Origin of the sequence: Dietzia sp. SL131 (genome assembly GCF_026672565.1) — a bacterium.
In the GTDB taxonomy this organism is placed as follows: Bacteria; Actinomycetota; Actinomycetes; order Mycobacteriales; family Mycobacteriaceae; genus Dietzia; species Dietzia kunjamensis.
The window spans coordinates 3,583,657-3,604,920 of record NZ_JAPPRI010000003.1 but is presented as its reverse complement, the minus strand read 5'-3'; the positions used below and the strand labels follow the sequence as shown (position 1 = coordinate 3,604,920).

Below are 21,264 nucleotides of genomic sequence, written 5' to 3'. Positions count from 1 at the left end.
GGGTCTCACCCAGGAGATGGTATCGGGGGTCACACCCGGGTGGCGCGCGACGCGGCCTTCCGGCCCGCTCGGCCGATCAGGCTTCGCGGCGGATCCAGCGCAGCAGAGGCCCGAGCGAGACCCGGTCGGTGAGGTCCAACCCACCCAGCTCGAGCATGGACTCCTCCTCCGGGGTGCGCTCGGATTTGCGCCGCAGGGCCGCGAGAGCGGTCTTCACGCCCAGTCGCTGCCGGAATCCCAGCTGGTCCGGAGTGACCACGCCCCGCAGCTGGAAGAGCTTGAGATCGCGGAGCTGATCGCCCGAGAACTCACTCGACATGAGCTCGATCCGGGCGTCATCGGTGACCGGGGTCGGGCCCACCATGACGACCGCGACCCGGCGGCCGGCCTCGACGAGCGCCTCCCAGTTGTCGCGGATGAACGCCGAACCACCCAGCCCACCGGCCGCCCGCATCCCGGTGACGAGGACGACCGTCCCGGCGACGACGAGATCGGCCGGGTCCACGGAGTCGTGATGGGTGGCCCGGGTGTCGAACTCCTCGGCGAGCCAGGCGGCGTAACGCTTGGCGCCGGGGTCATCATCGTGCAGCACGACCGGAGCCTGGATCGTTCGCCGCGCCTCGTCCGTCATCAGGCCTCTCCCCGTCCGTCGCGCGCGACCACCCGGGCTGCGCGGCCCCCGATCTCCACCACGTCGCCGTCGACCAGACCGCGACCACGACGGGTGTCCACCTCGCCGTTGACGCTCACGGCGCCCGAGGCGACCGCGTCCTTGGCCTCGGCGCCCGAATCGAGCAGCGACGCCAGCTTGAGGAACTGCCCCAGCGTCAGCTTGCTGCTCAGGTCGCATTCGACGTCGTCGACGGGCGGACCGGCCGGCGGGGGTGTCGCCCGGCCGGTCCGTCCTCGTCCTGCGATGTGGCGGCTCATACGCCCGAGCCTATCGGGCGCGCCGTCACGCGGGCGGACCCGTCCTCGCGGGCTGCTCGCCGGGCAGGTCCCCGCGGCCTCGCCGCGTCACCAGGGCCAGCCCCGTCCCACCCGCCACCAGTGCCGCACCGGCGAGCGTCAGCGCGATGATCTGAACGCCGGACATGCCCGAGGTGTCGTCGACCTCCTGCTCGTCCACGTCGGCCGGCGCGCCCCTGGACGGCAGCGGTGGCAACTCGCTGAGCACGGGCAGGTCCGTCACCACCGCCCGGCCGGCCGGTCCCGGAAGCTGGGCCGAGGCCATCGGAGCCCCGGCCAGGACGACCGCAGCGCAGAGCGCGGCGATCATGCTGGCGGGGCGACGGCGGACCATGGATGCCTTCCGGGACGCCAGGCCGGGCGGCCTGCTATCAGAATAGACCTGATCTTAGGTTCCATTAAGGTCAGGCGCCACGGCGGATCTCAGCGCTGTGCCACGTCCGTCGGCCGGACCGGCTCCGGCAACGCCGTCTCCCCCATGAGGAAGCGATCCACCGAGGCGGCGGCGGCCCGCCCCTCCGCGATGGCCCACACGATGAGCGACTGCCCGCGGCCCATGTCGCCGGCGACGAACACGCCGTCGACATTGGTCGCGTAGGTGCCGTCACGGTCCACGTTTCCGCGGTCGGTGAAGTCGACCCCCAGGTCGGAACACAGTCCGGCCTTCTGGGCACCTGTGAAGCCCATCGCCAGCAGCACCAGGTCCGCCGGGTACTCGAAGTCCGTACCGGGAACGGGCTCGAAGCGCCCGTCCACCATCCTCACCTCGGAACCCTTGAGCGCGGTGACGTGCCCGTTCTCGCCCACGAACTCGGCGGTGGACACGCCGTAGACGCGCTCACCGTTCTCCTCGTGGGCCGAGGCCGTGCGGAACATCAGCGGGTACATCGGCCACGGGGTCGAGGCCGCACGCGTGGCCGGCGGGCGGGGCATGATCTCGAAACTCTTGACCGACTTGGCCCCCTGGCGGGTCGCCGTGCCGAGGCAGTCCGCACCGGTGTCACCGCCACCGATGATGATGACGTGCTTGTCCCGCGCATGGATCGCGGGCAACCCGTCGGAATCCACCACCGGGTCGCCGACCGCGGCCTTGTTGGCCAGCGGAAGGTAGTCCATGGCCTGATGGATACCCCCCAGCTCACGGCCGGGCACGGGCAGGTCCCGCCTCATGGTGGCGCCGCCGCTCAGCACCACCGCGTCGAACTGCTCCCGCAGCTGCGTCGCCGTGATGTCCTTGCCGACGTCGACGCCGGGGCGGAAGACCGTTCCCTCGGCTTCCATCTGGGCGAGACGCCGGTCGAGGACCGCCTTCTCCATCTTGAACTCGGGGATCCCGTAGCGCATCAGTCCACCGATGCGGTCGTCACGCTCGAACACCGTGACGGAGTGACCGGCGCGCGTGAGCTGCTGCGCGGCGGCCAGACCCGCCGGGCCCGAACCCACGACCGCGACGGTCTGCCCCGTGCGGAACGACGGGATCACCGGCGCCATGCCGCCGTCGGCCCATGCGGCCTCGGCGATCTCCACCTCGATCTGCTTGATCGTCACGGGCGGCTGGTTGATCCCCAGGACGCAGGAGCCCTCGCACGGTGCGGGGCAGAGGCGGCCGGTGAACTCCGGGAAGTTGTTCGTCGCGTGCAGCCGGTCGACCGCGGCGTCCCACTTCCCGCGGTGCACCAGGTCATTCCACTCGGGGATGATGTTGCCCAGCGGGCACCCCTGGTGACAAAACGGGACACCGCAGCTCATGCAGCGGGAGGCCTGGGTCTTCAGGTGATCCTCCGGGAGGGTCGTCGACTCGTAGACCTCCTTCCAGTCCATGATTCGCAGGTCGACAGGGCGGCGTTCGGGCAGCTCCCGCTCGGTGTGCTTGAGAAAGCCCTTCGGGTCAGCCATTTGCGGCCTCCATGATCGCCTCGTCCACGTTGCGTCCGTCCTTCTCCGCCTGCTCGATGGCCAGCAGCACGCGCTTGTAGTCGCGCGGCATGACCTTGGCGAAATGATTCACGTTCTGGGCCCAACCACCGAGGATCTCTCGGCCCCGGGCCGAATCGGTCTCCTCCACGTGACGCTCCACGATGCCGCGGAGGAATTCCACGTCCTCGCTGGTCAGCTCGTCGGTGTCGACGAGCTCCACGTTGAGGTTTTCGGGCAGGACGTCCTGCGGGTCGTAGAAGTAGGCGACACCACCGGACATGCCGGCCGCGACGTTGCGTCCTGTCTCCCCCAGCACGACGACGCGTCCACCCGTCATGTACTCGCAGGCGTGGTCGCCCACGCCCTCCACCACCGCGGTGACGCCCGAGTTGCGCACGCAGAAGCGCTCGCCCACGATGCCGCGGAGGAAGACCTCGCCTGTAGTGGCGCCGTAGCAGATAACGTTACCGGCGATGATGTTGTTCTCGGCCGCGAAATCGGGCGCGGCGTCCTCCGCCGGGCGGACCACGATGCGTCCCCCGGACAATCCCTTGCCCACGTAATCATTCGCATCCCCGAACACCCGCACCGTCACACCGGAGGCGAGGAACGCCCCGAGCGAGTTACCGGCGGACCCGGTGAAGCTCAGGTCGATCGACCCCTCCGGGAGCCCGGCACCACCGTGCGCCTTGGAGATCTCGTGGCTGAGCATGGTGCCCACCGAACGGTTGACGTTGCAGATCGGGTAGCTGCCCGCGAACGGCCCCGTCGAGGGATCGGCGATCACGGTGCGGCAGTCCTCGATGAGCCGGCGGTCGATGACGCCCTCGAGCTTGTGGTCCTGCGACTTGGTGTTCCGCAGGTCCTGGTGCATGAACGGGGACTCCGCCTGGGCGAAGATCGGCGCCAGGTCGAGCTTCGCGACCCGCTTGTTGTGGGCGAACGCCCGCGACTTGTCGAGGCATTCGGAGTGTCCGATCGCCTCGTCGAGCGAACGGAACCCGAGCTCGGCGAGGTACTCGCGCACCTCCTCGGCGATGAACTCCATGAAGTTCACCACGTACTCGGCCTTGCCGTTGAACCGCTCGCGCAGGATCGGGTTCTGGGTGGCGACACCGACGGGGCAGGTGTCGAGATGGCACACGCGCATCATCACGCAGCCGGCCACGACGAGCGGAGCCGTCGCGAATCCGAACTCCTCGCCGCCGAGCAGCGCCGCGACGATGACGTCGCGTCCGGTCTTGAGCTGCCCGTCCACCTGGACGACGATTCGATCCCGCAGGCCGTTGACCAGCAGGGTCTGCTGGGTCTCGGCGAGGCCCAGCTCCCACGGGCCGCCCGCGTGCTTGAGCGAGGTCAGCGGAGAAGCGCCGGTGCCGCCGTCGTGGCCGGAGATGAGCACCACGTCGGCGTGCGTCTTGGACACACCCGTCGCGACGGTGCCCACACCCTGCTCGGCCACGAGCTTGACGTGGATCCGGGCCTCGGGATTGGCGTTCTTCAGATCGTAGATGAGCTGCGCGAGGTCCTCGATCGAGTAGATGTCGTGGTGCGGCGGCGGCGAGATCAGCCCGACGCCCGGGGTCGAGCCTCGGACCTCGGCGACCCACGGGTAGACCTTGCCCGGCGGGAGCTGGCCGCCCTCGCCCGGCTTGGCACCCTGGGCCATCTTGATCTGGATGTCAGTGCAGTTGGCCAGGTAGTTGCTGGTCACACCGAATCGGCCAGAGGCCACCTGCTTGATGGCCGAGCGGCGCCAGTCACCGTTGGGGTCGGGGCTGAAGCGGTCGATCGACTCGCCGCCCTCGCCCGAGTTGGACCGGGCGTGGAGACGGTTCATGGCGATCGCCAGCGTCTCGTGAGCCTCGGCCGAGATGGAGCCATAGCTCATCGCACCCGTGGAGAACCGCTTGACGATCTCCGAGACCGGCTCCACCTCCTCGATCGGCACCGGGGGACGGGTCCCCTTCAGCTCGAACAATCCTCGGAGGGTGGCCAGACGCTCCGACTGGTCGTCGACGAGCTTGGTGTACTCCTTGAAGATCTCGTAGCGGCCGGAGCGCGTGGAGTGCTGGAGCTTGAACACCGTGTCCGGGTTGAACAGGTGGTACTCGCCTTCCCGGCGCCACTGGTACTCCCCGCCGATCTCGAGCTCCCGGTGCGCGGCCTCCTCAGGCCGCGGCAGGAACGCGAAGCGGTGGCGACGGGCCACGTCCTCGGCGATCTCGTCGAGCCCGATGCCGTCGATGGGGCTGATCGAGCCGGTGAAGTACTCGTCGCACAGCTCCTGCGACAGCCCCGTGATGTCGAAGAGCTGCGCACCCGTGTACGAGGCAAGGGTGGAGATGCCCATCTTGGACATCACCTTGAGCACACCCTTCGCGGCGGCCTTGCGGTAGTTGGCGCACGCCGCGGCGGTGTCCACCCCGGTGAGGTGACCGGCCTTGACGAGCTCGTCGATGGACTCGAACGCCATGTACGGGTTGATCGCCTCGGCGCCGTACCCGAACAGGACCGCCATGTGGTGGACCTCGCGTGCGTCTCCCGACTCGACCACGAGGCTGACCCGGGTGCGGGTCTTCTCGCGGACGAGGTGGTGGTGCACGGCGGAGGTGAGGAGCAGCGACGGGATGGGCGCGTTGCGCTCATCCGATTCACGATCCGACAGCACGATGATCGTGGCGCCGTCCTCGATGGCGTGGGAGATCTCGCGGCGGATCCGTTCGAGAGCGATCCGCAGGCCGCGGCCGCCGTGTGCGACGTTGTACAGGCCGCGGACGACCACCGATCGCAGACCGGGTCGCGTCTCGCCGGCCGCCATCAGCGTCGACAGCTCGTCATTGCCGAGGATCGGGTTGTCCAGGCGGATCTGGCGGCACGACTCCGGGCCCGGGTGGATGAGATCACCCTCGGGGCCGAGTGTCACGCCGTAGCTGGTGACGAGCTCCTCGCGGATCGCGTCCAGCGGAGGGTTGGTGACCTGGGCGAAACGCTGCGCGAAGTAGTCGAACAGCATCCGTGAGCGCTCCGACAGGACAGGCAACGGCGTGTCGGTGCCCATCGACCCGATCGCCTCGGCACCGGCCGCGGCCATCGGCGAGACCAGGATCCGGAGTTCTTCCTCCGTGAATCCGAAGACCCGCTGCCTCAGCACGACGCGCTCGTGCGGCATGTATGGGTGGTCGACCTGCGGGAGGTCCCCGAGTCGGATCATGCCCTCATCGAGCCACTGCTGGTACGGGTGCTCGGCGGCCAGACCGGTCTTGATCTCCTCGTCGTCGATGATCCGCCCCTGGGCGGTATCGACCAGGAACATCCGGCCCGGGCGCAGGCGGGTTTTGGTGACCACCTTGTCCTGGGGGATGTCGAGGACGCCGACCTCGGAGGCCATGACGACGAGCCCGTCGTCGGTGACCCAGATCCGGGACGGACGCAGACCGTTGCGGTCGAGCACGGCGCCGACAACGGTGCCGTCGGTGAACGTGATCGACGCCGGTCCGTCCCACGCCTCCATGAGGGAGGCGTGGTACTCGTAGAACGCCCGCTTGGCCGGGTCCATCGTCTCGTGGCGCTCCCACGCCTCGGGGACCATCATGAGCACGGCGTGGGGCAGGGTGCGCCCTGCAAGCGTCAGCAGTTCCAGCGCTTCGTCGAAGCGCGCGGTGTCGGAGCCGCCCGGGGTGCAGATGGGCAGGGCCGCCGGCAGGTCCTCGATGTGCTCGCTGGACATGAGTGACTCGCGGGCCCGCATCCAGTTCTCGTTTCCGCGGGCGGTGTTGATCTCACCGTTGTGGGCGACGTAGCGGAAGGGGTGCGCCAGCGGCCATGCCGGGAACGTGTTGGTGGAGAAGCGGGAGTGGACGATGCCCAGGGCTGACTCCACGCGCTCGTCCTGGAGATCCACGTAGAACTCCGGGAGCTGCTTCTCGGTGAGCATGCCCTTGTAGACGAAGGTCCGGGGGCTCAGGGACGGGAAATACACCGTCTCCGAGCCGAGGTCCCCCTTGCCGGGCCCCTTCGAACCGAGTTCGTGCTCGCAGCGCTTGCGCACGACGAAGCACTTGCGCTCCAGGTCCAGGTCGGTGAGCAGCGCTCCGCCGGAGCCGGCGGCCTTGACGAAGATCTGGTGGATGCTGGGCTGCGCGTCGCGTGAGATCGCGCCGACGGTGGAGTCGTCGACCGGGACCTCACGCCAACCGATCACGGTCACGCCCTGTTCGGCGGCGATCCGCTCCACCATCCGCATCGCGTCCATCGCGAGCATGCGGGACTGGGGGAGAAAACAAAGGCCGGTGGCATAGGCACCGGCCTCAGGCAGTTCTACGTTCTGCTCCTCACGCATCACCTCGCGGAGGAACAAGTCCGGTACCTGGATCAACAAGCCCGTGCCGTCACCGGTGTTGGCCTCGGCGCCCACGGCGCCACGGTGCTCGAGGTTCACCAGTGCGGCGATCGCCTTCTCGACGATGTCCCGGGACTGACGTCCGTACATATCCACAACGAACGCGACGCCACACGAGTCGTGTTCGTATTCAGGGCGGTACAGGCTCTTGGGGCCGGGAGTCGTCATCATGTAATCGCCTTCGCTTGTCGACGGGCGGACTCCGTGGTGTCTGGAGCACCCGTACTCAGAGGACCGAAGTTCTCTGGCTCGGAAATAATATGGGGAGAAGGGGCGCAGCACACAAATCGGGAAAGTCAAACTGTGGCCCCTGACATGGGAAGCCGAGTCCACCTTGTGAGATTTCTCTCAGGGTACGCGCCTCGCGCCCGCCCGAGATGGCGGAAGGCCCGCCCGGGCGCATGCTCCCGGGGCGGGCCTTCTCTCAGATAGTTCACCGAATGAACGGCATTGGCGGCAACGTGACACCCTCCGGCAGCGCCACTTCGTAGTCGCCCAACGATCCGGTCATCACGATGGCGGCATTGATGCCCACCGCCGCGCCTCCGGCCCCGGCGACACCCGGCTCGCCTCCACGCCCGTTAGGCATGGAGGGCCCGGGCGCCACCGGCGGCGCGGCCACCGGTGGCGCTGCCGCGACCGGAGCGGGGAAGCCCGGCAGCGGCGGAAGGGCGATCCCCATGTCCGCGCCCACCTGGAGGATCATCGGTGCAGCAGCCACCGAACCGCCGATGAGCGCGACAGGCAGCAGCAGCGGCAGTGACCCCGCAGCCGAACCCGCCGATCCGAGTGGAGCCAGCGATGCCGTGAGGGAACCGAGGGGCGCGAGCGACCCCGCGGCCGAACCCGGTTCGAGAGATCCCATCGGCAGGGAGCCCTCCGACGACCCTTCCTCCAACGATCCTTCATCGGACCCGGCCGACAACGGTGCGAGCGACCCCCCGTTGAGGGACCCCTCCAACGACCCGTCGAGCGAACCCTCCCCTGGCTCGTTATCCGACCCGGCATCGGAACCGGACGACAGCGGCGCCAGCGATCCCCCCACCGATGCGAGAGGCAGGGAGCCCAGAGCAAGGGACCCGGGCGCGAGTGAACCGAGGTCGACTGACCCCTCCCCGGGCTCGTTATCCGACCCGGCATCGGAACCGGACGACAGCGGCGCCAGCGATCCTCCTACCGATGCGAGGGGCAGGGAGCCCAGAGCAAGGGACCCGGGCGCGAGTGAACCGAGGTCGACTGACCCCTCCCCGGGCTCGTTATCCGACCCGCCATCCGAACCCATCTCATCCGAACCGGCCGACAACGGCGCCAGCGAGCCATTACCCCCCTCGGATCCGGACGATCCGAGCGCCAGGAGCAGAGTCACGGCCACGAGCGATCCGCCCTCGGCGGAACCGGGGTCCAGTGAACCGGGTCCCGACCGATCATCCGAACCGGCGTCTGATCCCGCGGACAACGGCTGCAGCGAACCGGGGTCCAACGAGCCCTGCCCCGGCAGCTCATCCGATTCGGTGGACCCGTCGTCCGAGCCGGCGTCTGATCCCGCGGACAACGGCTGCAGCGAACCGGGGTCCAGTGAACCGGGCCCCGACTGATCATCCGAACCGGCATCGGAACCGGCGGACAACGACTCCAGCGAGCCGGGATCCAGCGAGCCGCTCGGTATGCCTCCGTCGAGCGAGCCGCCCTCACCCGACCCGGCCGATCCGAGCAGCAGTTCGAGGTTCAGACCGAGCTCCCCGTTGAGCGATCCGGTCTGGGCAGTGGCGATCGCCGGCGAACCGGCGGCAGCGAGCAGCGCTGCGCTGGTGAGCGCCGCCGCCCTCAGGTGTCGTGCGCGTGTCGAAGACATAGTCGATCCTTCTCTCGGTGGCCCTTGCTTCTGCCGGAGGCTGCAGCGGATCGCTGGCACCGATCCCCTTACCTGTCCTAAACATCGTGAAAACTCAGATTACTGTTACCTAGATCACATTACTACCGGTGAAACGAAATATACTTGACCACGTCAGCGGATTGGTGCCGCCTAGGCTCGATGGGTGACCACTGCGCCCCACACCCTGTCATCCCCGGTCCCGACGCTTCGCCGCATGGCGGACGGCACGGTCAAGCAGACCAATCCGTTCACCGGCACCGAGGTGTGGACCGTGCCCGGCCGGGCGCACAGGCCCATCGACCACTCCCCCGGGCGGGTCACGGCGGTGGACCCGTCCGCCGCGGAGGCGCACTGCGCGTTCTGTGTGACCCGGATGCGCGAGACCACCCCGGAGAAGGCGCGCGTGGTCCGCGACGGCGACACCTGGCGGGTGCTCGAGGAGGTGGCCGCCGACGAGCTCGACGCCACGAGCCCGGAGTTCCGGCTGTTCGGCAATCTCTTCGAGATCGTCTCGCTGGACTACTGGAAGGCCGTGCACGGCTACCGCATCCCCGCCCGCGCGGCCGCCCACCAGGCCGCGTACCTCGCGACCCCGTCCGGCGCCGAGCACGTCCGCGCGCTGGTCCGCGCCCGCATCGCCGCAGCACAGGGCGACCCGTCGGCCGTCGACGCCATGGGCTCGGCCCAGCTGGCCGCGCACTCGGAGAGCTTCTTCGGCGGTTGTCACGACGTGGTGGTCGCGCGCCGTCATCTCACCGACGGTGCCACCGCCACCGACCGCCACGCCGCGTCGGGCGACCTGGCCCCCGCCGAGCACGAGCAGTTCACCGCCTTCACGGTTCACGCGATGCGGGGCCTGTACCGCGACAACCCGCACGCGCGGTACGTGTCGGTGTTCCAGAACTGGCTCGCGCCGGCGGGAGCCTCCTTCGCGCACCTGCACAAACAGCTGGTGGCGATCGACGAGATCCCCGGCAAGACCGCCCGGGAGGCGACCGCGCTGGGCGGCGACCCCGACCTCTACAACCGGCTTGGCGTGGACCACGCCGCGTCCGAGCAGCTGGTACTGGCGTCCAACGAGCACGCAGTCGCGGTGGCGGGCGTGGGGCACCGCTACCCCGCACTGGTGGTCTACTCGCGGTCGGCGGCGAGCGCGCCGTGGGAGCACTCGCCTGCCGAGCTGCGCGGCGTCTCGGACCTGCTGCACGCCTGCCATGCGGCGACGGGTCGGCTGGTGCCGTGCAACGAGGAGTGGCACACCCGTCCGCCCGGGCTGGGCGAGGTGGCCATGCCGTGGCGGGTCGTCCTCAAGTGGCGCATCTCGACCCCCGCCGGTTTCGAGGGCGCGACCGGCGTCTACGTCAACACGATCGACCCGTGGGGCCTGCGTGACCGGGTGGTACCGCGCCTGGTGGAGTTGCGGGCGCAGGGCCGGATCGCCGACATGGCGGTGGGCGCCGAGTGTGGGGACGTGCGGGGGTCACTGCGGTACGGGCGATGAGGGCGACGACGACGAGGCGGTCGCACTGCCCGGCCGGCGGACGGTCGGATCAGTAGCCGCGGACGCCGAGACTGCGGGGTCGAACGGAGGCGGGAGTGATGACCCGCGTGGGGATGACGGCTCGCGCGGGGGCGGCGGTGGCCTCACGGATGCCCGGAACCGAGGCCGGGATCACCACCGGGGCGGCGAGGCCCCCGTCGAGCAGCATCGCGGTGGGGGTCTCCTGCGAGCCGCCGTTGATCCTGCAGCACAGTTGGTAGGCGTCCTCGTCCCGCCAGATGTTGACCCAGTGGACCTCGAGCCCTTCGCGGGCGGCCCGACGACGCAGCGCCGACGAGTAGGGGCATCCCGGCCGCCACAGCACCACCACGGCGCGACCCGCGTCGGCGACGGACCGCACGGCCCGGAGCGGCTCGTGACCGGAGGCCCGCAGCGGAGAGTTCCACAGGGCCAGCAACAGTGAGGTCACGAGGACCGCGGCGGCCAGGGGTGCGCCGTGTCCGAACCCTATGAGGGTCCACGCCGTGGCACACCCGAGCGCCAGAACGGCGGCGGGGCCGAGCCAGTGGCCGGGGACGAGCTCCCGCTCGGCCCGTGCGAAGGGGTGGGTCACGCCGAAGACCATACGCTTCGCGGATCGGGACGTGGGGTCCGCTTCGCCAGAATTGTGACCTGACAACGAGTCAGGTGCCGCCCGAACGGTTGCGCGGTAGCGTCGGCCCCATGACGGATCCGCCTCCGCCCACCGGGGCCCCCTCGCCGGCCACCCGCAAGGTCCGGGACCTCACCGGACCCGCGATCACCACGGCATTCGGGATGGAGGGGACGGATCTGGGAATCCTGACCCGGACCCCGTCCGGTCGCCTGCTCGCGGTCTTCGGCGACACCTTCGCCGGCGCCGGGATGGGCGCCCCCCATGTGGGGCGTCCGCACCCGGGCATCGAGCAGTGTGCCCCCACCACGGACGAGCGCCCCGGTCCCGAAAACCCGGACTGGCGCTCCCCGGTCGGGTTGTTCTCCGACACCGCCGACCCGTCCCGGGGTCTCGAGTGGGCGGACGCCGCCGGCCCGGGCCCGCGGGACTACGCCGCCCAACTGATCGACTACGTCCACGGCCGCGGCTGCTCGACCGTCCTCCCGAGCGACGTGCTCACCATCGGCGACACCATGTACCTGCACGTCATGGTCAACGACGGCCTGGGCGCGGTCACCCGCACCCGGATCCACCGGTCGACCGACGACGGCCGGACCTGGGAGCCCACCGGGGCGGAGTTCTCGCCCCTCCTGGAGGGCGGCCATCGCCAATTGTGGACGTGGGAGCTCGGCGGGGACGGGTTCGTCTACGTCCTGTCCACCGGGTTCCAACGTGACAAGGGCGTCATCCTCATGCGGGTGCGTGAGGAGCACCTCGCTGACCCCGACGTCCGCAGGTGGCAGACCTGGGGCTTCCGGAAGGGCGCCTGGGGCTGGGGCAATCCCACGACCATCGTGCTGCCCGGCCGGATCGGCGAGATGTACCTGCGTCGGTGCGAGGGCTTCTGGACCCTGACCTACTTCGATGCCGAGCACTACCGCATCGACTGTCTGACGTTCCCGCACATCGGGGCCGACCTGCTCGACCGCTCGGTCACCACGCACACCACGCTCCTGCGCGGGAGTGCGTGGGGCGACGAGTCCGACGGTTCCGACCCCGGGGCCGGGCCCGCGCGGGTAGCCCAGCTCTACTGCGGCTGCCCGGTGCCGGGATCCACGCCGGAGGAGTGGCACTTCGTGGTGAGCCAGTGGAACACCCACGACTCGGCCGCCGGGCCCGCCGGGTGGCCGTACCGGTCCATGCAGTTCGTCGGTTCGATCCCGCGCCCGCCGCGCGGCTGAGCCAGGGGCCCGGTGGACCAGGGGCCCCGACGGCTCACGCCCAGGGCAGTGGCCCCAGCTCGCGTTCGGCCCACCGGTGCACGGCGGAGCGGTCGCGCGCGTCGAGTCCGACGGTGTCCACCTCGATCGCATCCAGCCACGGCGGCGTCGCCACCAGCTGGAAGTCCAGGACCTCCACCGTGGCCTCGGACGGGTCGGCGCCCGCGGTCGCCCGCGCGGTGATCCGCCGCACCAGTTCGTCGCGGGGCGCGATGCACGCGATCTCCACCAGCTCGGCGTGCGCGTCCACGGCCACGGTCTCGGCCTCCGCGCGGCGCCGTGGCTCCAGCCAGGTGGCGTCCAGCACCACGGTTCGCCCCTGCGCGAGCAGCCCGGCGGCGCGGGCGAGCATCTCCGTGTAGACCGCGTCGATCGCCGAGTCCGAATACCGGTCGGCGGCGGCGCCGGCGATCTCCCCGCGGACCACGTCGGAACGCAGCAGGTCCGCCGACAGCGCCTCGGCCAGCGGCGCGGCCAGCGTAGACTTACCGGACCCGGACACCCCGCCCACCAGCACCAGACGGACGCGGCCCCGCAGCAGAGAGTCGACCGCCCGGTCCGCCAACTCCAGCGCCCGGCGGGCCTCGCCGCCGGCGACCCCGTCGCCGACCTGCTCGGCGCGGATGGCGGTCACCTTGGAGCGGACCAGGGCACGGTAGGCGATGTAGTGGTGGACCAGCGAAGGCGGGGCGTCGTCGCCGGAGAAGTCGCGGTAGGCCTCGAGGAGTACGACGGCGAGGTCCCGCGCCCCCGCGGCGTCGAGGTCCATCGCCAGGAACCCGACGTCCAGCATCGCGTCGCCGAACCGGAGCCGGTCGTCGAACTCGAGGCAGTCGATCACCCGCGGTCCGTCGTCGGTGAGGTAGACGTCGGCGGCGAGGAGGTCCCCGTGGCCGTCGACGATCCGGCCGGCCGCCAGGCGGGACCGCAGGAGCGGGGCCCGCCCCCGCAGGTAGCCCGACGCCAGGTCCGCGATGTCGTCGACGATCTCCGGGGCGTCCCTGCCGACGTCGAGTCCGCACAGGTGGTCGAGGGACTCCGCCCACAACCGCGCCACCGCGGCGGGGGAGCCCGCGGCGTCGATCTCGTCCGAGCGGGGGCTGGCGGCGTGGAGGTGGTCGATCTGCCGGGCCACCTCGCGGATGCCGGCCACGATGTCCGTATCGCCGCCCCCGGTCGAGCCCTCCTGCCGGGATCGCACCAGTGCGGCGAGGCTCAGATGCGCCGGGAGGCGACGCATCCGCACCACGTGGTCGATCACCTCGCCGTCGGGACCCCTCACCTCCAGCACGCCGGTGTAGACGTCCGGGGCCAGTCGGCCGTTGAGCTCGACCTCGCGGCGGCTCTGCTCCGCACGCGCCTCGACAGTGGTGTTGTCGAGGAAGCCGAGATCCAGTGGCTTGCGCAATTTGTGAGCCTCGTCACCCCAGAGGATGATGAGTGCACTGTGGGTCTCCACGAGGCCCGGCGGGCCCGGCGTCGCGGGATCGGATGCTCCGGACACGGTCATGGACCCAGCCTAGGCAGGCACGACGCCACCCGTGGCGCGGCCGACGGACCCGCCCGACCCCCCGGGTACACGCGAGTGACCGGAGTGTTACATCAACGCGCCCTCACGATCCGGACCCCTTGCGCTCTCCCGGACCGCTTGTAGGGTCGCCGACGCACCTCGCTTCCGACCGGGGTGCCCGCGATGAGAGACATCGGGGTCGATTTAGATCGGAGACGTGCTCTATGACGAACACTCACCGGAAGACCACCAACCGCACCACCGCGAAGATCGCCGCCGTCGGCGCGTTCGGACTCGGTGCCGCCATCGCGTTCCCAGGCCTGGCCGCCGCGGAGACCGAGGCCCCCACCGATCCCACCGCCAGCCTCGAGGACCTGGCAGGCGAGGACGGCAGCCTCGAGGGTGCCCTCGACACCGACCTGGCGCTCGACTTGGGCAGCCTGACCTTCAACCTCAACCTCGACGCCGAGGCCCCCAACCCGGGCTCGGTCGAGCTCGGCAGCCTCGGCGTCTCGCCGAACACCGGCAGCGCCCTGATCGACGGCGACTCCGGCTCCGGCGGGTCCGAGGAGGACACCCAGACCGGGTCGGCTACCGGCTCCGCCAACGACGAGGAGACCGCCGACGACGCGGACAGCGGCTCGCTGGATCTCGGCTCGCTGGGTAGCGACGGGACCGCTGAGGACCCCGGCGGCGTCGCGACCGCCGCCGAGACCGGCTCGCTGAGCGACTCACTCGCCGGCCTGAGCTCCGGCGCCGAGGACGGCGACGACACCACCGGCCAGACCGGCACGGTCACCGCCGACGTGAACGCGGACGCCGGGATGGACTTCGGCTCGCTGGGCTGATCAACCCCGCGTCGACGACGCGCCTTCCGGGCCCGGGATCGTGACCCTCCCCTCACGATCCCGGGCCGTCGTGTGTCCGCCGACACTCATGGGGGATGATGCAGGTGTGACCATCGTCGTGGCCTGCGGGGCCTTCAAGGGCTCCCTCACCGCTGTCGAGGCCTGCCATCACGCGGCCGAGGGTGCCCGTCGGGCACACCCCGACACCGATGTCTTGGAACGCCCCGTCGCCGACGGCGGGGGCGGCAGCCTCGAGGTGATGGTCGCCGGTGGCGCCCGCACCGTGCCCGTCACGGCGTCAGGCCCCACCGGCGAGCCGGTCGAGACCTCGTTCGCCGCCATCGACCCCGACACCGCGTTCGTCGAGATGGCGGATGCCTGCGGCCTGCTGCGACTTCCCGGTGGCCACGCCCGCCCCCTGGCGGCCTCGAGTCGCGGCGTCGGAGAGGTGATGCTGGCCGCCCTGAGATCCGGCCGGGGCAACATCCACCTGGGCATCGGGGGCAGTGCGTCCACCGACGGCGGCGCCGGGATGCTCGCCGCACTGGGCGCGCGCTTCCTCGACGCCTCCGGCGACGAACTGCCCGACGGTGGCGGCGCGCTGGTGGACCTCGACCGGATCGACCTCGACGGTCTCGACCCGGCCGTCCGCGCAGCCCGGATCCTGGTCGCCTGCGACGTGGACAATCCGCTGCTGGGACCGCTGGGCGCGGCCCGCGTCTACGGGCCGCAGAAGGGCGCGACTCCGGAGCAGCTCGACGCACTCGAGGCAGGCCTGTCCCGCCTGGTCCGGGTGCTGCGCGCCCAAGGGCTCGACGTCGACCCGGATGCCCCGGGCTCCGGCGCGGCCGGCGGCGTCGGCTTCATCGCCCGCGAACTGCTCGGGGCCTCCCTCGACCCGGGTTTCGAGGTGCTCGGCACCCTCACCGGGCTCGAGGACGTCCTGTCCGCCGCCGACCTGGTGATCACGGGCGAGGGCCGACTCGACGACCAGACCATGCACGGCAAGACCCCGATGGGTGTGGCGGCGCTGTGCCGCTCACACGCCGTCCCGGTCGTCGCGGTGTGCGGCCGCCTGGATCTCGAGGCCGACCGGGTCGCCGAGGCCGGCTTCGCGGCGGCAGCCGCACTCACCGAACGGGAACCCGACCTCGCCAGCTCCATCGCCAACGCGGGGCCGCTGCTGGAGGAGGTCGCGGCCGAGGTCGTCTCACGCATCCTGCCCTGAGGCGGCGTTGTCAACGGCGGTGCGGTCAGCCGATTCGCCCGCGCAGGTCGTCCACGCCCGCGCCGGACAGCTCGTTGAGGTACACCGGCCGGCCCGCCATGGCCATCACCAGCGCCAGCGTCGGCCCCTCCACCTCCGGACCGGCGCCGGCCTCGAACGGCCCGTCGGTCGCCCGTAGGTGCAGTCCCTTCACGAGCCTCGCGCTGTTCACCGCGAAATCCCGCGACGCATAGAACCGCGCGACCCCGGTCAGGGGATCGACCGGGTAGGCACGGGTCAGGCCGAGGGGCCGGCGGATGTCCTCCGCGTGCACGATCGTCTCGCCGAGCCACGCCGCGGGGTCCCCGAAGGGTGACACGCGGAGCGACGACGAGTCGACGAAGTTCTCCAGCGTCCCGCCGGGGCTGTCGCGGAGCTGCTCCCGCATCCTCCGCCGGTTGTGCTTGTCGGTGTCGAACCCCGCACCCACGATGCTGCGGACCCACCGGACCCGGCCCGTCCGGGCGACCGCCGTCAGATGGGCGAGGACCTCCTCCACGCTCCACCGGGTGCACAGCGACCCGGTGCGCCACTCCGCGTCGCGCAATGCCCCCAGCTCGTCGGCCAGGGCCGCGCGTTCCACGTGGATCGCCGCCCACAGTCGGTCCCGGTCGGCACGGGTGCGGCCCATGAGAACTCCTCCGTCGCGGTTGGGGTGGTCTCATCGAACCACGCGGCCCCGCCCGGCGGTGTGGTCCATGATGGAACCGTCCCCGCCCCCGACTGGAGGTCGACATGCGCAAGTGGCTCCTCGGCGCGCCCCTGGCCGCCCTGGCCGCGGTCGCGGCCACGGACCTGCGGCAGACCAGGTTCCCGATCCTGCGGACGTTCCCCGTCCTCGGACACGCCCGCATGGCGCTGACCGCCATCGGACCCGAGCTGCGGCAGTACATCGTCGCCAGCAACGACGAGGAACGGCCGTTCACCCGGGATCAGCGCGACTGGATCTACGAGTCCGCCGAGTCCCGGGGGACCACGTTCGGGTTCGGTACGGACAACGATATCGAGTTCCTCGAGGGCTACCCGATCATCAAACAGCGCACCTTCAGTGACGTCACCCTGTCCGCGCTCCCCCATTCCGGACAGCAGCTCCCGCTCCCGCCCGCCAAGGTGCTCGGCGCCGCCCGCGGCCGGGCTCGCGCGTTCCGGCCGGACTCTTTGGTCAACATCTCGGCGATGAGCTACGGCTCGCTCTCCGCGCCCGCGGTCGAGGCTCTGGGTCGGGGTGCCGCCCTCTCGGGAGCCCTCCACAACACGGGTGAGGGCGGCCTGAGCCCCTACCACCAGAACGGCGCGGACCTCATCTTCCAGATCGGCACCGCCTACTTCGGGGTCCGCGACGACCGCGGCCGGTTCGACATCGACAAGCTGGTCGCGCTCACCGAGAAGCACCCGATCCGGGCGATCGAGATCAAGCTCTCCCAGGGCGCCAAACCCGGCCTGGGCGGACTCCTCCCCGCGGCCAAGATCAGCGAGGAGATCGCCGCGATCCGCGGGATCCCGATGGGCGAGGACTGCGCGAGCCCCTCCCGGCACACCGCGTTCAGCGACGTCGACTCGATGCTCGACCTCGTCGAGGACATCGCCGACCGCACCGGCCTGCCCGTCGGCATCAAGTCGGCCATCGGCGACATGACCTTCTGGGAGGAACTCGCCACCGCGATGCTCCCGCGCGACCGCGGCGTCGACTTCATCACGATCGACGGCGGGGAGGGCGGCACCGGCGCCGGTCCGCTCGTGTTCACCGACGCGGTGTCCCTGCCCTTCCGCCTCGGCTTCCCGCGCGTGTACTCGATCTTCGCCGAGGCGGGACTCACCGATGACGTCGTGTTCATCGGCGCCGGCAAGCTCGGCATCCCGGAGAACGCCGTGGTCGCGCTCGCACTGGGCGTGGACATGATCAACGTCGCGCGGGAGGCCATGCTGTCGGTGGGGTGCATCCAGGCGCAGAAGTGCCACACCGGCGGCTGCCCCACCGGTGTCGCCACGCAGAACCCGTGGCTGGTGCGCGGGGTGGAGCCCACCGCGATGGCCGAACGCTGCTCCAATTACATCCGGTCGCTACGACGCGAGCTCGTCAAGGTCGCGGGCGCCGTCGGCGTCCCCCACCCCGGCCTGATCGGGCCCACCGATGTCGAACTCGCCCGCGGCACCCGGGACTCGCACACGCTCGCCGAGATCTACGGTTACGGCGACGGCTGGGGGCTGCCCGGGCCGGACGACGCGCGGGCAGTCACCGAGATCATGGTCGCCGCCGGCGTCGCCGAGCACACCGCGGCGATCACCCCGCCGGGCGTCGAACCGGACTAGTCGCCCCCGGCGGCCCCCGCGCGCAGCAGGCCCAGCTCGCGATTGAGGTTGGCGTGGGCCTGCTTCTCCCACATGTCGCGACCCGCGCGCGTGAGGAACACCGACCTGCGCTCGAGCAGTCCCTCGAGAGCGGCGATCCGCCCGGCGACGAACCTGTCGCCCGGGACGTGGGCGAACTCGTGCCGCACGTCCGCGGCGTAGGTGTCGTAGATCTCCGGGTCGGCGCCCAGCACGGCCAGGTCGGCGTCCGAGAGGACGGCCCCGTCGAGGTCCCCGGGCTCGACCCGGTGCCCGCCCATCAGGCGGACGAGGCGCGCGACCTCCTCTACGGGCGCGGCCGGGTCGAGCAGTTCCTCGGCCAGCGCCGCCGACTTCTCGTTGTTCTCCGCGCCCGCGGGATCGAACACCGCGGCGTGCAGCCACGCGGCCAGCCGGACCGCCGTGGCGTCGAAGGTCTCCCCGTCCGCCTCGAGCGCGTCCACGGCCCGGAGCACGGCCCGAAGGTGCGTCTCGTTGTGGTACCGCCGCTGCGGCTCGCTCCAGCGTCTCAGCAGGTCAGCCCGCAGCTCGGGGGTGAGGAACCCGACGGGGACGTCGAGCGGGTCAGCGGAGGCCGTGCGATCCGTGTCCATGGTCGGACTCTACCGCCGAACCTGCGCTGATCCGCGCCGGATCGGGTTACTCCTGCAGCTCCGAGCCCAGTCTCGGCGGGAACTCCTCGAGTGCGGCGAGCTCGGCGGTGTCGAACGTGCGGGCCCTGGACAGGAACCGCTTGCCGGTGGGGTTCTCGAGGCTGAACCCCGAGCCCCGTCCCGGGATCGCGTCCAGCACCAACTGCGTGTGTTTCCACGTCTCGAACTGGGAGCCCGAGATCCACACGCGGACCCCGGGTGCCAGGTCCAGCTCCCCCACCAACACGTCGCGCTGCCCCACGCGGAGCTCGCCGTCGGGGTAGCACATGGGCGCCGAGCCGTCGCAGCACCCGCCGGACTGGTGGAACATCACCGGGCCGTGCCGGTCGACGAGCTCGCGGATGAGCTCGACGGCCGGCTCGGTCGCCACGAGGCGCGGCGGTAGGTCGGCGGGCGCGCCCTCCGGGGGGAGCGCCCGCGCGGCGATGCGCACGCTCCCGCCCGAGGGCAACCCGCACACGTCGTCCATCAGAAGAAGCCCTGGGGCTTGCCCGAGTAGCCCACGAGCAGGCACTTGGTCTGCTGGTAGTGGTCGAGCATCATCCGGTGGTTCTCGCGCCCGATGCCGGACTGCTTGTAGCCGCCGAACGCCGCGTGGGCCGGGTACTGGTGATAGGTGTTGGTCCACACCCGGCCGGCCTGGATGGTGCGGCCGGCCCGGTAGGCGGTGGTGCCGTTGCGCGACCACACGCCGGCGCCGAGACCGTAGAGGGTGTCGTTGGCGATCATCATAGCGTCGTCGAAGTCGGTGAACGAGCTCAGGGAGAGCACCGGGCCGAAGATCTCCTCCTGGAACAGGCGCATCTTGTTGTGGCCGCGGAAGACCGTCGGCTCCACGTAGAAGCCGCCGGCGAGATCGCCCTCGAGCTCGGCGCGGCCGCCGCCGGTGAGCACGTCGGCGCCCTCCTGCTTGCCGATGTCGATGTAGGACAGGATCTTCTCGAGCTGGTCGGTCGAGGCCTGGGCGCCCATCATCGTCTCGGTGTCGAGCGGATTTCCGGTCTTGATCTGCCTGACCCGCTCGATCGCGAGGTCGGTGAAGTCATCGATGATCGACTTCTGCACCAGCGCGCGCGAGGGACACGTACACACCTCGCCCTGGTTGAGGCCGAACATCGCGAAGCCCTCGAGCGCGGACTGACGGAAGCCGTCGTCGGCGTCCATGACGTCCTCGAAGAAGATGTTGGGGCTCTTGCCGCCGAGCTCGAGGGTCACCGGGATGAGGTTCTCGGACGCGTACTGCATGATCAGCCGGCCCGTGGTGGTCTCGCCGGTGAAGGCCACCTTGCGGATGCGCGGGTTGGACGCGAGCGGCTTGCCGGCCTCGGTGCCGAAGCCGTTGACCACGTTGATTACGCCCGGCGGCAGCAGGTCGCCGATGACCGACATCAGGAACAGGATCGATGCCGGGGTCTGCTCCGCCGGCTTGAGCACCACGCAGTTGCCGGCAGCCAGGGCCGGGGCCAGCTTCCAGACCGCCATGAGGATCGGGAAGTTCCACGGGATGATCTGGCCGACCACGCCGAGCGGCTCCTGGAAGTGATAGGCGACGGTGTCCCCGTTGATCTCGGAGATGCCGCCCTCCTGGGCGCGGATCGCGCCGGCGAAGTAGCGGAAGTGGTCGATCGCCAGCGGAATGTCGGCCGCCAGGCACTCGCGGATCGCCTTGCCGTTGTCCCACGACTCGGCGAGCGCGATCTTCTCGAGGTTCTCCTCCATGCGATCGGCGATCCGGAGCAGGACCAGCGACCGCTCCGTGGCGGAGCTCGCGCCCCACGCCGGCGCAGCGGCCCACGCGGCGTCCAGGGCCGCCTCGATGTCCTCGGAGGTGCCGCGGCCGACCTCGCAGAAGACCTGACCGGTGATCGGGGTGACGTTCTCGAAGTACTCGCCCTTGACGGGTGCCACCCACTCGCCGCCGATGTAGTGCTCGTAGCGGCTCTCGTAGGACATCACCGAACCATCGGCGCCGGGCTGTGCGAAAACGGGCATCGTGCCCCTCCTTCTCCTCCGCGCGACCCCCGTGGTCGTCGCTGTGATGTAGGACACTATCCGCGGCGG

The 21,264-nt window shown here is 70.6% G+C and carries 17 protein-coding genes; 5 read left to right on the top strand and 12 right to left on the bottom strand.

All coding sequences use genetic code 11. The features are described 5' to 3' along the window. Window positions 1-76 precede the first annotated feature (76 nt). The 6 genes from OVA21_RS17900 to OVA21_RS17875 all read right to left on the bottom strand — a co-directional run bounded on the left by OVA21_RS17900 (window position 77) and on the right by OVA21_RS17875 (window position 9,140). Window positions 77-631 carry a hypothetical protein gene (locus OVA21_RS17900; RefSeq protein WP_268093002.1) on the bottom strand — a complete coding sequence of 185 codons (555 nt, stop codon included), beginning with the start codon at window positions 629-631 and terminating at the stop codon, window positions 77-79. Next, entirely contained in the window at window positions 631-930 is a 300-nt protein-coding gene (locus OVA21_RS17895; protein ID WP_268093001.1) for an RNA-binding S4 domain-containing protein, read from the bottom strand. Before OVA21_RS17895 ends, OVA21_RS17900 begins: the two co-directional genes overlap by 1 nt. A 25-nt stretch (window positions 931-955) precedes the next feature. Next, a complete protein-coding gene (locus OVA21_RS17890; protein WP_268093000.1) occupies window positions 956-1,303 on the bottom strand; it encodes a hypothetical protein in 348 nt (115 codons plus the stop codon). An 89-nt stretch (window positions 1,304-1,392) separates the two neighbouring features. Next, window positions 1,393-2,865, bottom strand: coding sequence for a glutamate synthase subunit beta (locus OVA21_RS17885; protein WP_268092999.1), 1,473 nt, complete (start codon window positions 2,863-2,865; stop codon window positions 1,393-1,395). Then, entirely contained in the window at window positions 2,858-7,459 is a 4,602-nt protein-coding gene (gltB, locus tag OVA21_RS17880) for a glutamate synthase large subunit (RefSeq protein ID WP_268092998.1), read from the bottom strand. Before gltB ends, OVA21_RS17885 begins: the two co-directional genes overlap by 8 nt. Window positions 7,460-7,721: 262 nt before the next feature. Then, window positions 7,722-9,140 (bottom strand): hypothetical protein, encoded by a 1,419-nt coding sequence (locus OVA21_RS17875; protein WP_268092997.1) that lies wholly within the window; start codon window positions 9,138-9,140, stop codon window positions 7,722-7,724. Between the two features lie 235 nt (window positions 9,141-9,375). Here OVA21_RS17875 and OVA21_RS17870 point away from each other — a divergent pair, with 235 nt between their 5' ends. Then, on the top strand, window positions 9,376-10,662 hold the full coding sequence (locus tag OVA21_RS17870; protein WP_268093185.1) for a DUF4921 family protein: 1,287 nt from the start codon (window positions 9,376-9,378) through the stop codon (window positions 10,660-10,662). Between the two features lie 49 nt (window positions 10,663-10,711). Here OVA21_RS17870 and OVA21_RS17865 read toward each other — a convergent pair whose 3' ends face one another. Then, window positions 10,712-11,275, bottom strand: a complete 564-nt coding sequence (locus tag OVA21_RS17865; protein WP_268092996.1) for a hypothetical protein — start codon at window positions 11,273-11,275, stop codon at window positions 10,712-10,714. Between the two features lie 110 nt (window positions 11,276-11,385). Here OVA21_RS17865 and OVA21_RS17860 point away from each other — a divergent pair, with 110 nt between their 5' ends. After that, the gene (locus OVA21_RS17860; protein WP_268092995.1) at window positions 11,386-12,537 is read left to right on the top strand and encodes a DUF4185 domain-containing protein; all 1,152 of its coding nucleotides are present in this window, start codon (window positions 11,386-11,388) and stop codon (window positions 12,535-12,537) included. A gap of 34 nt (window positions 12,538-12,571) precedes the next feature. Here the strand turns inward: OVA21_RS17860 and OVA21_RS17855 are convergent, their stop codons facing one another. Then, window positions 12,572-14,086, bottom strand: coding sequence for a bifunctional aminoglycoside phosphotransferase/ATP-binding protein (locus OVA21_RS17855; RefSeq protein WP_268092993.1), 1,515 nt, complete (start codon window positions 14,084-14,086; stop codon window positions 12,572-12,574). 224 nt (window positions 14,087-14,310) lie between these two features. Between OVA21_RS17855 and OVA21_RS17850 the strand changes: the two genes are divergently transcribed. Both OVA21_RS17850 and OVA21_RS17845 read left to right on the top strand, forming a co-directional pair. After that, window positions 14,311-14,934: a hypothetical protein gene (locus OVA21_RS17850; protein WP_268092992.1), complete on the top strand. Its 624-nt coding sequence runs from the start codon at window positions 14,311-14,313 to the stop codon at window positions 14,932-14,934. Between the two features lie 106 nt (window positions 14,935-15,040). Further along, entirely contained in the window at window positions 15,041-16,162 is a 1,122-nt protein-coding gene (locus OVA21_RS17845) for a glycerate kinase (RefSeq protein WP_268092991.1), read from the top strand. A gap of 25 nt (window positions 16,163-16,187) precedes the next feature. Here the strand turns inward: OVA21_RS17845 and OVA21_RS17840 are convergent, their stop codons facing one another. Beyond that, on the bottom strand, window positions 16,188-16,832 hold the full coding sequence (locus OVA21_RS17840) for a maleylpyruvate isomerase family mycothiol-dependent enzyme (RefSeq protein WP_268092990.1): 645 nt from the start codon (window positions 16,830-16,832) through the stop codon (window positions 16,188-16,190). A gap of 104 nt (window positions 16,833-16,936) precedes the next feature. Here OVA21_RS17840 and OVA21_RS17835 point away from each other — a divergent pair, with 104 nt between their 5' ends. After that, window positions 16,937-18,511, top strand: coding sequence for an FMN-binding glutamate synthase family protein (locus OVA21_RS17835; RefSeq protein ID WP_268092989.1), 1,575 nt, complete (start codon window positions 16,937-16,939; stop codon window positions 18,509-18,511). On the opposite strand, the gene OVA21_RS17830 is transcribed toward OVA21_RS17835, so the two are convergent. From OVA21_RS17830 to exaC, 3 genes are read right to left on the bottom strand one after another with little or no spacing between them, the layout of a single operon-like run. After that, a complete protein-coding gene (locus OVA21_RS17830; RefSeq protein WP_268092988.1) occupies window positions 18,508-19,143 on the bottom strand; it encodes an HD domain-containing protein in 636 nt (211 codons plus the stop codon). The genes OVA21_RS17835 and OVA21_RS17830 overlap by 4 nt on opposite strands. A gap of 46 nt (window positions 19,144-19,189) precedes the next feature. After that, window positions 19,190-19,672: a DUF779 domain-containing protein gene (locus OVA21_RS17825; protein WP_268092987.1), complete on the bottom strand. Its 483-nt coding sequence runs from the start codon at window positions 19,670-19,672 to the stop codon at window positions 19,190-19,192. Next, on the bottom strand, window positions 19,672-21,195 hold the full coding sequence (gene exaC / locus OVA21_RS17820; protein ID WP_268092986.1) for an acetaldehyde dehydrogenase ExaC: 1,524 nt from the start codon (window positions 21,193-21,195) through the stop codon (window positions 19,672-19,674). Before exaC ends, OVA21_RS17825 begins: the two co-directional genes overlap by 1 nt. Between the last annotated feature and the right edge of the window lie 69 nt (window positions 21,196-21,264).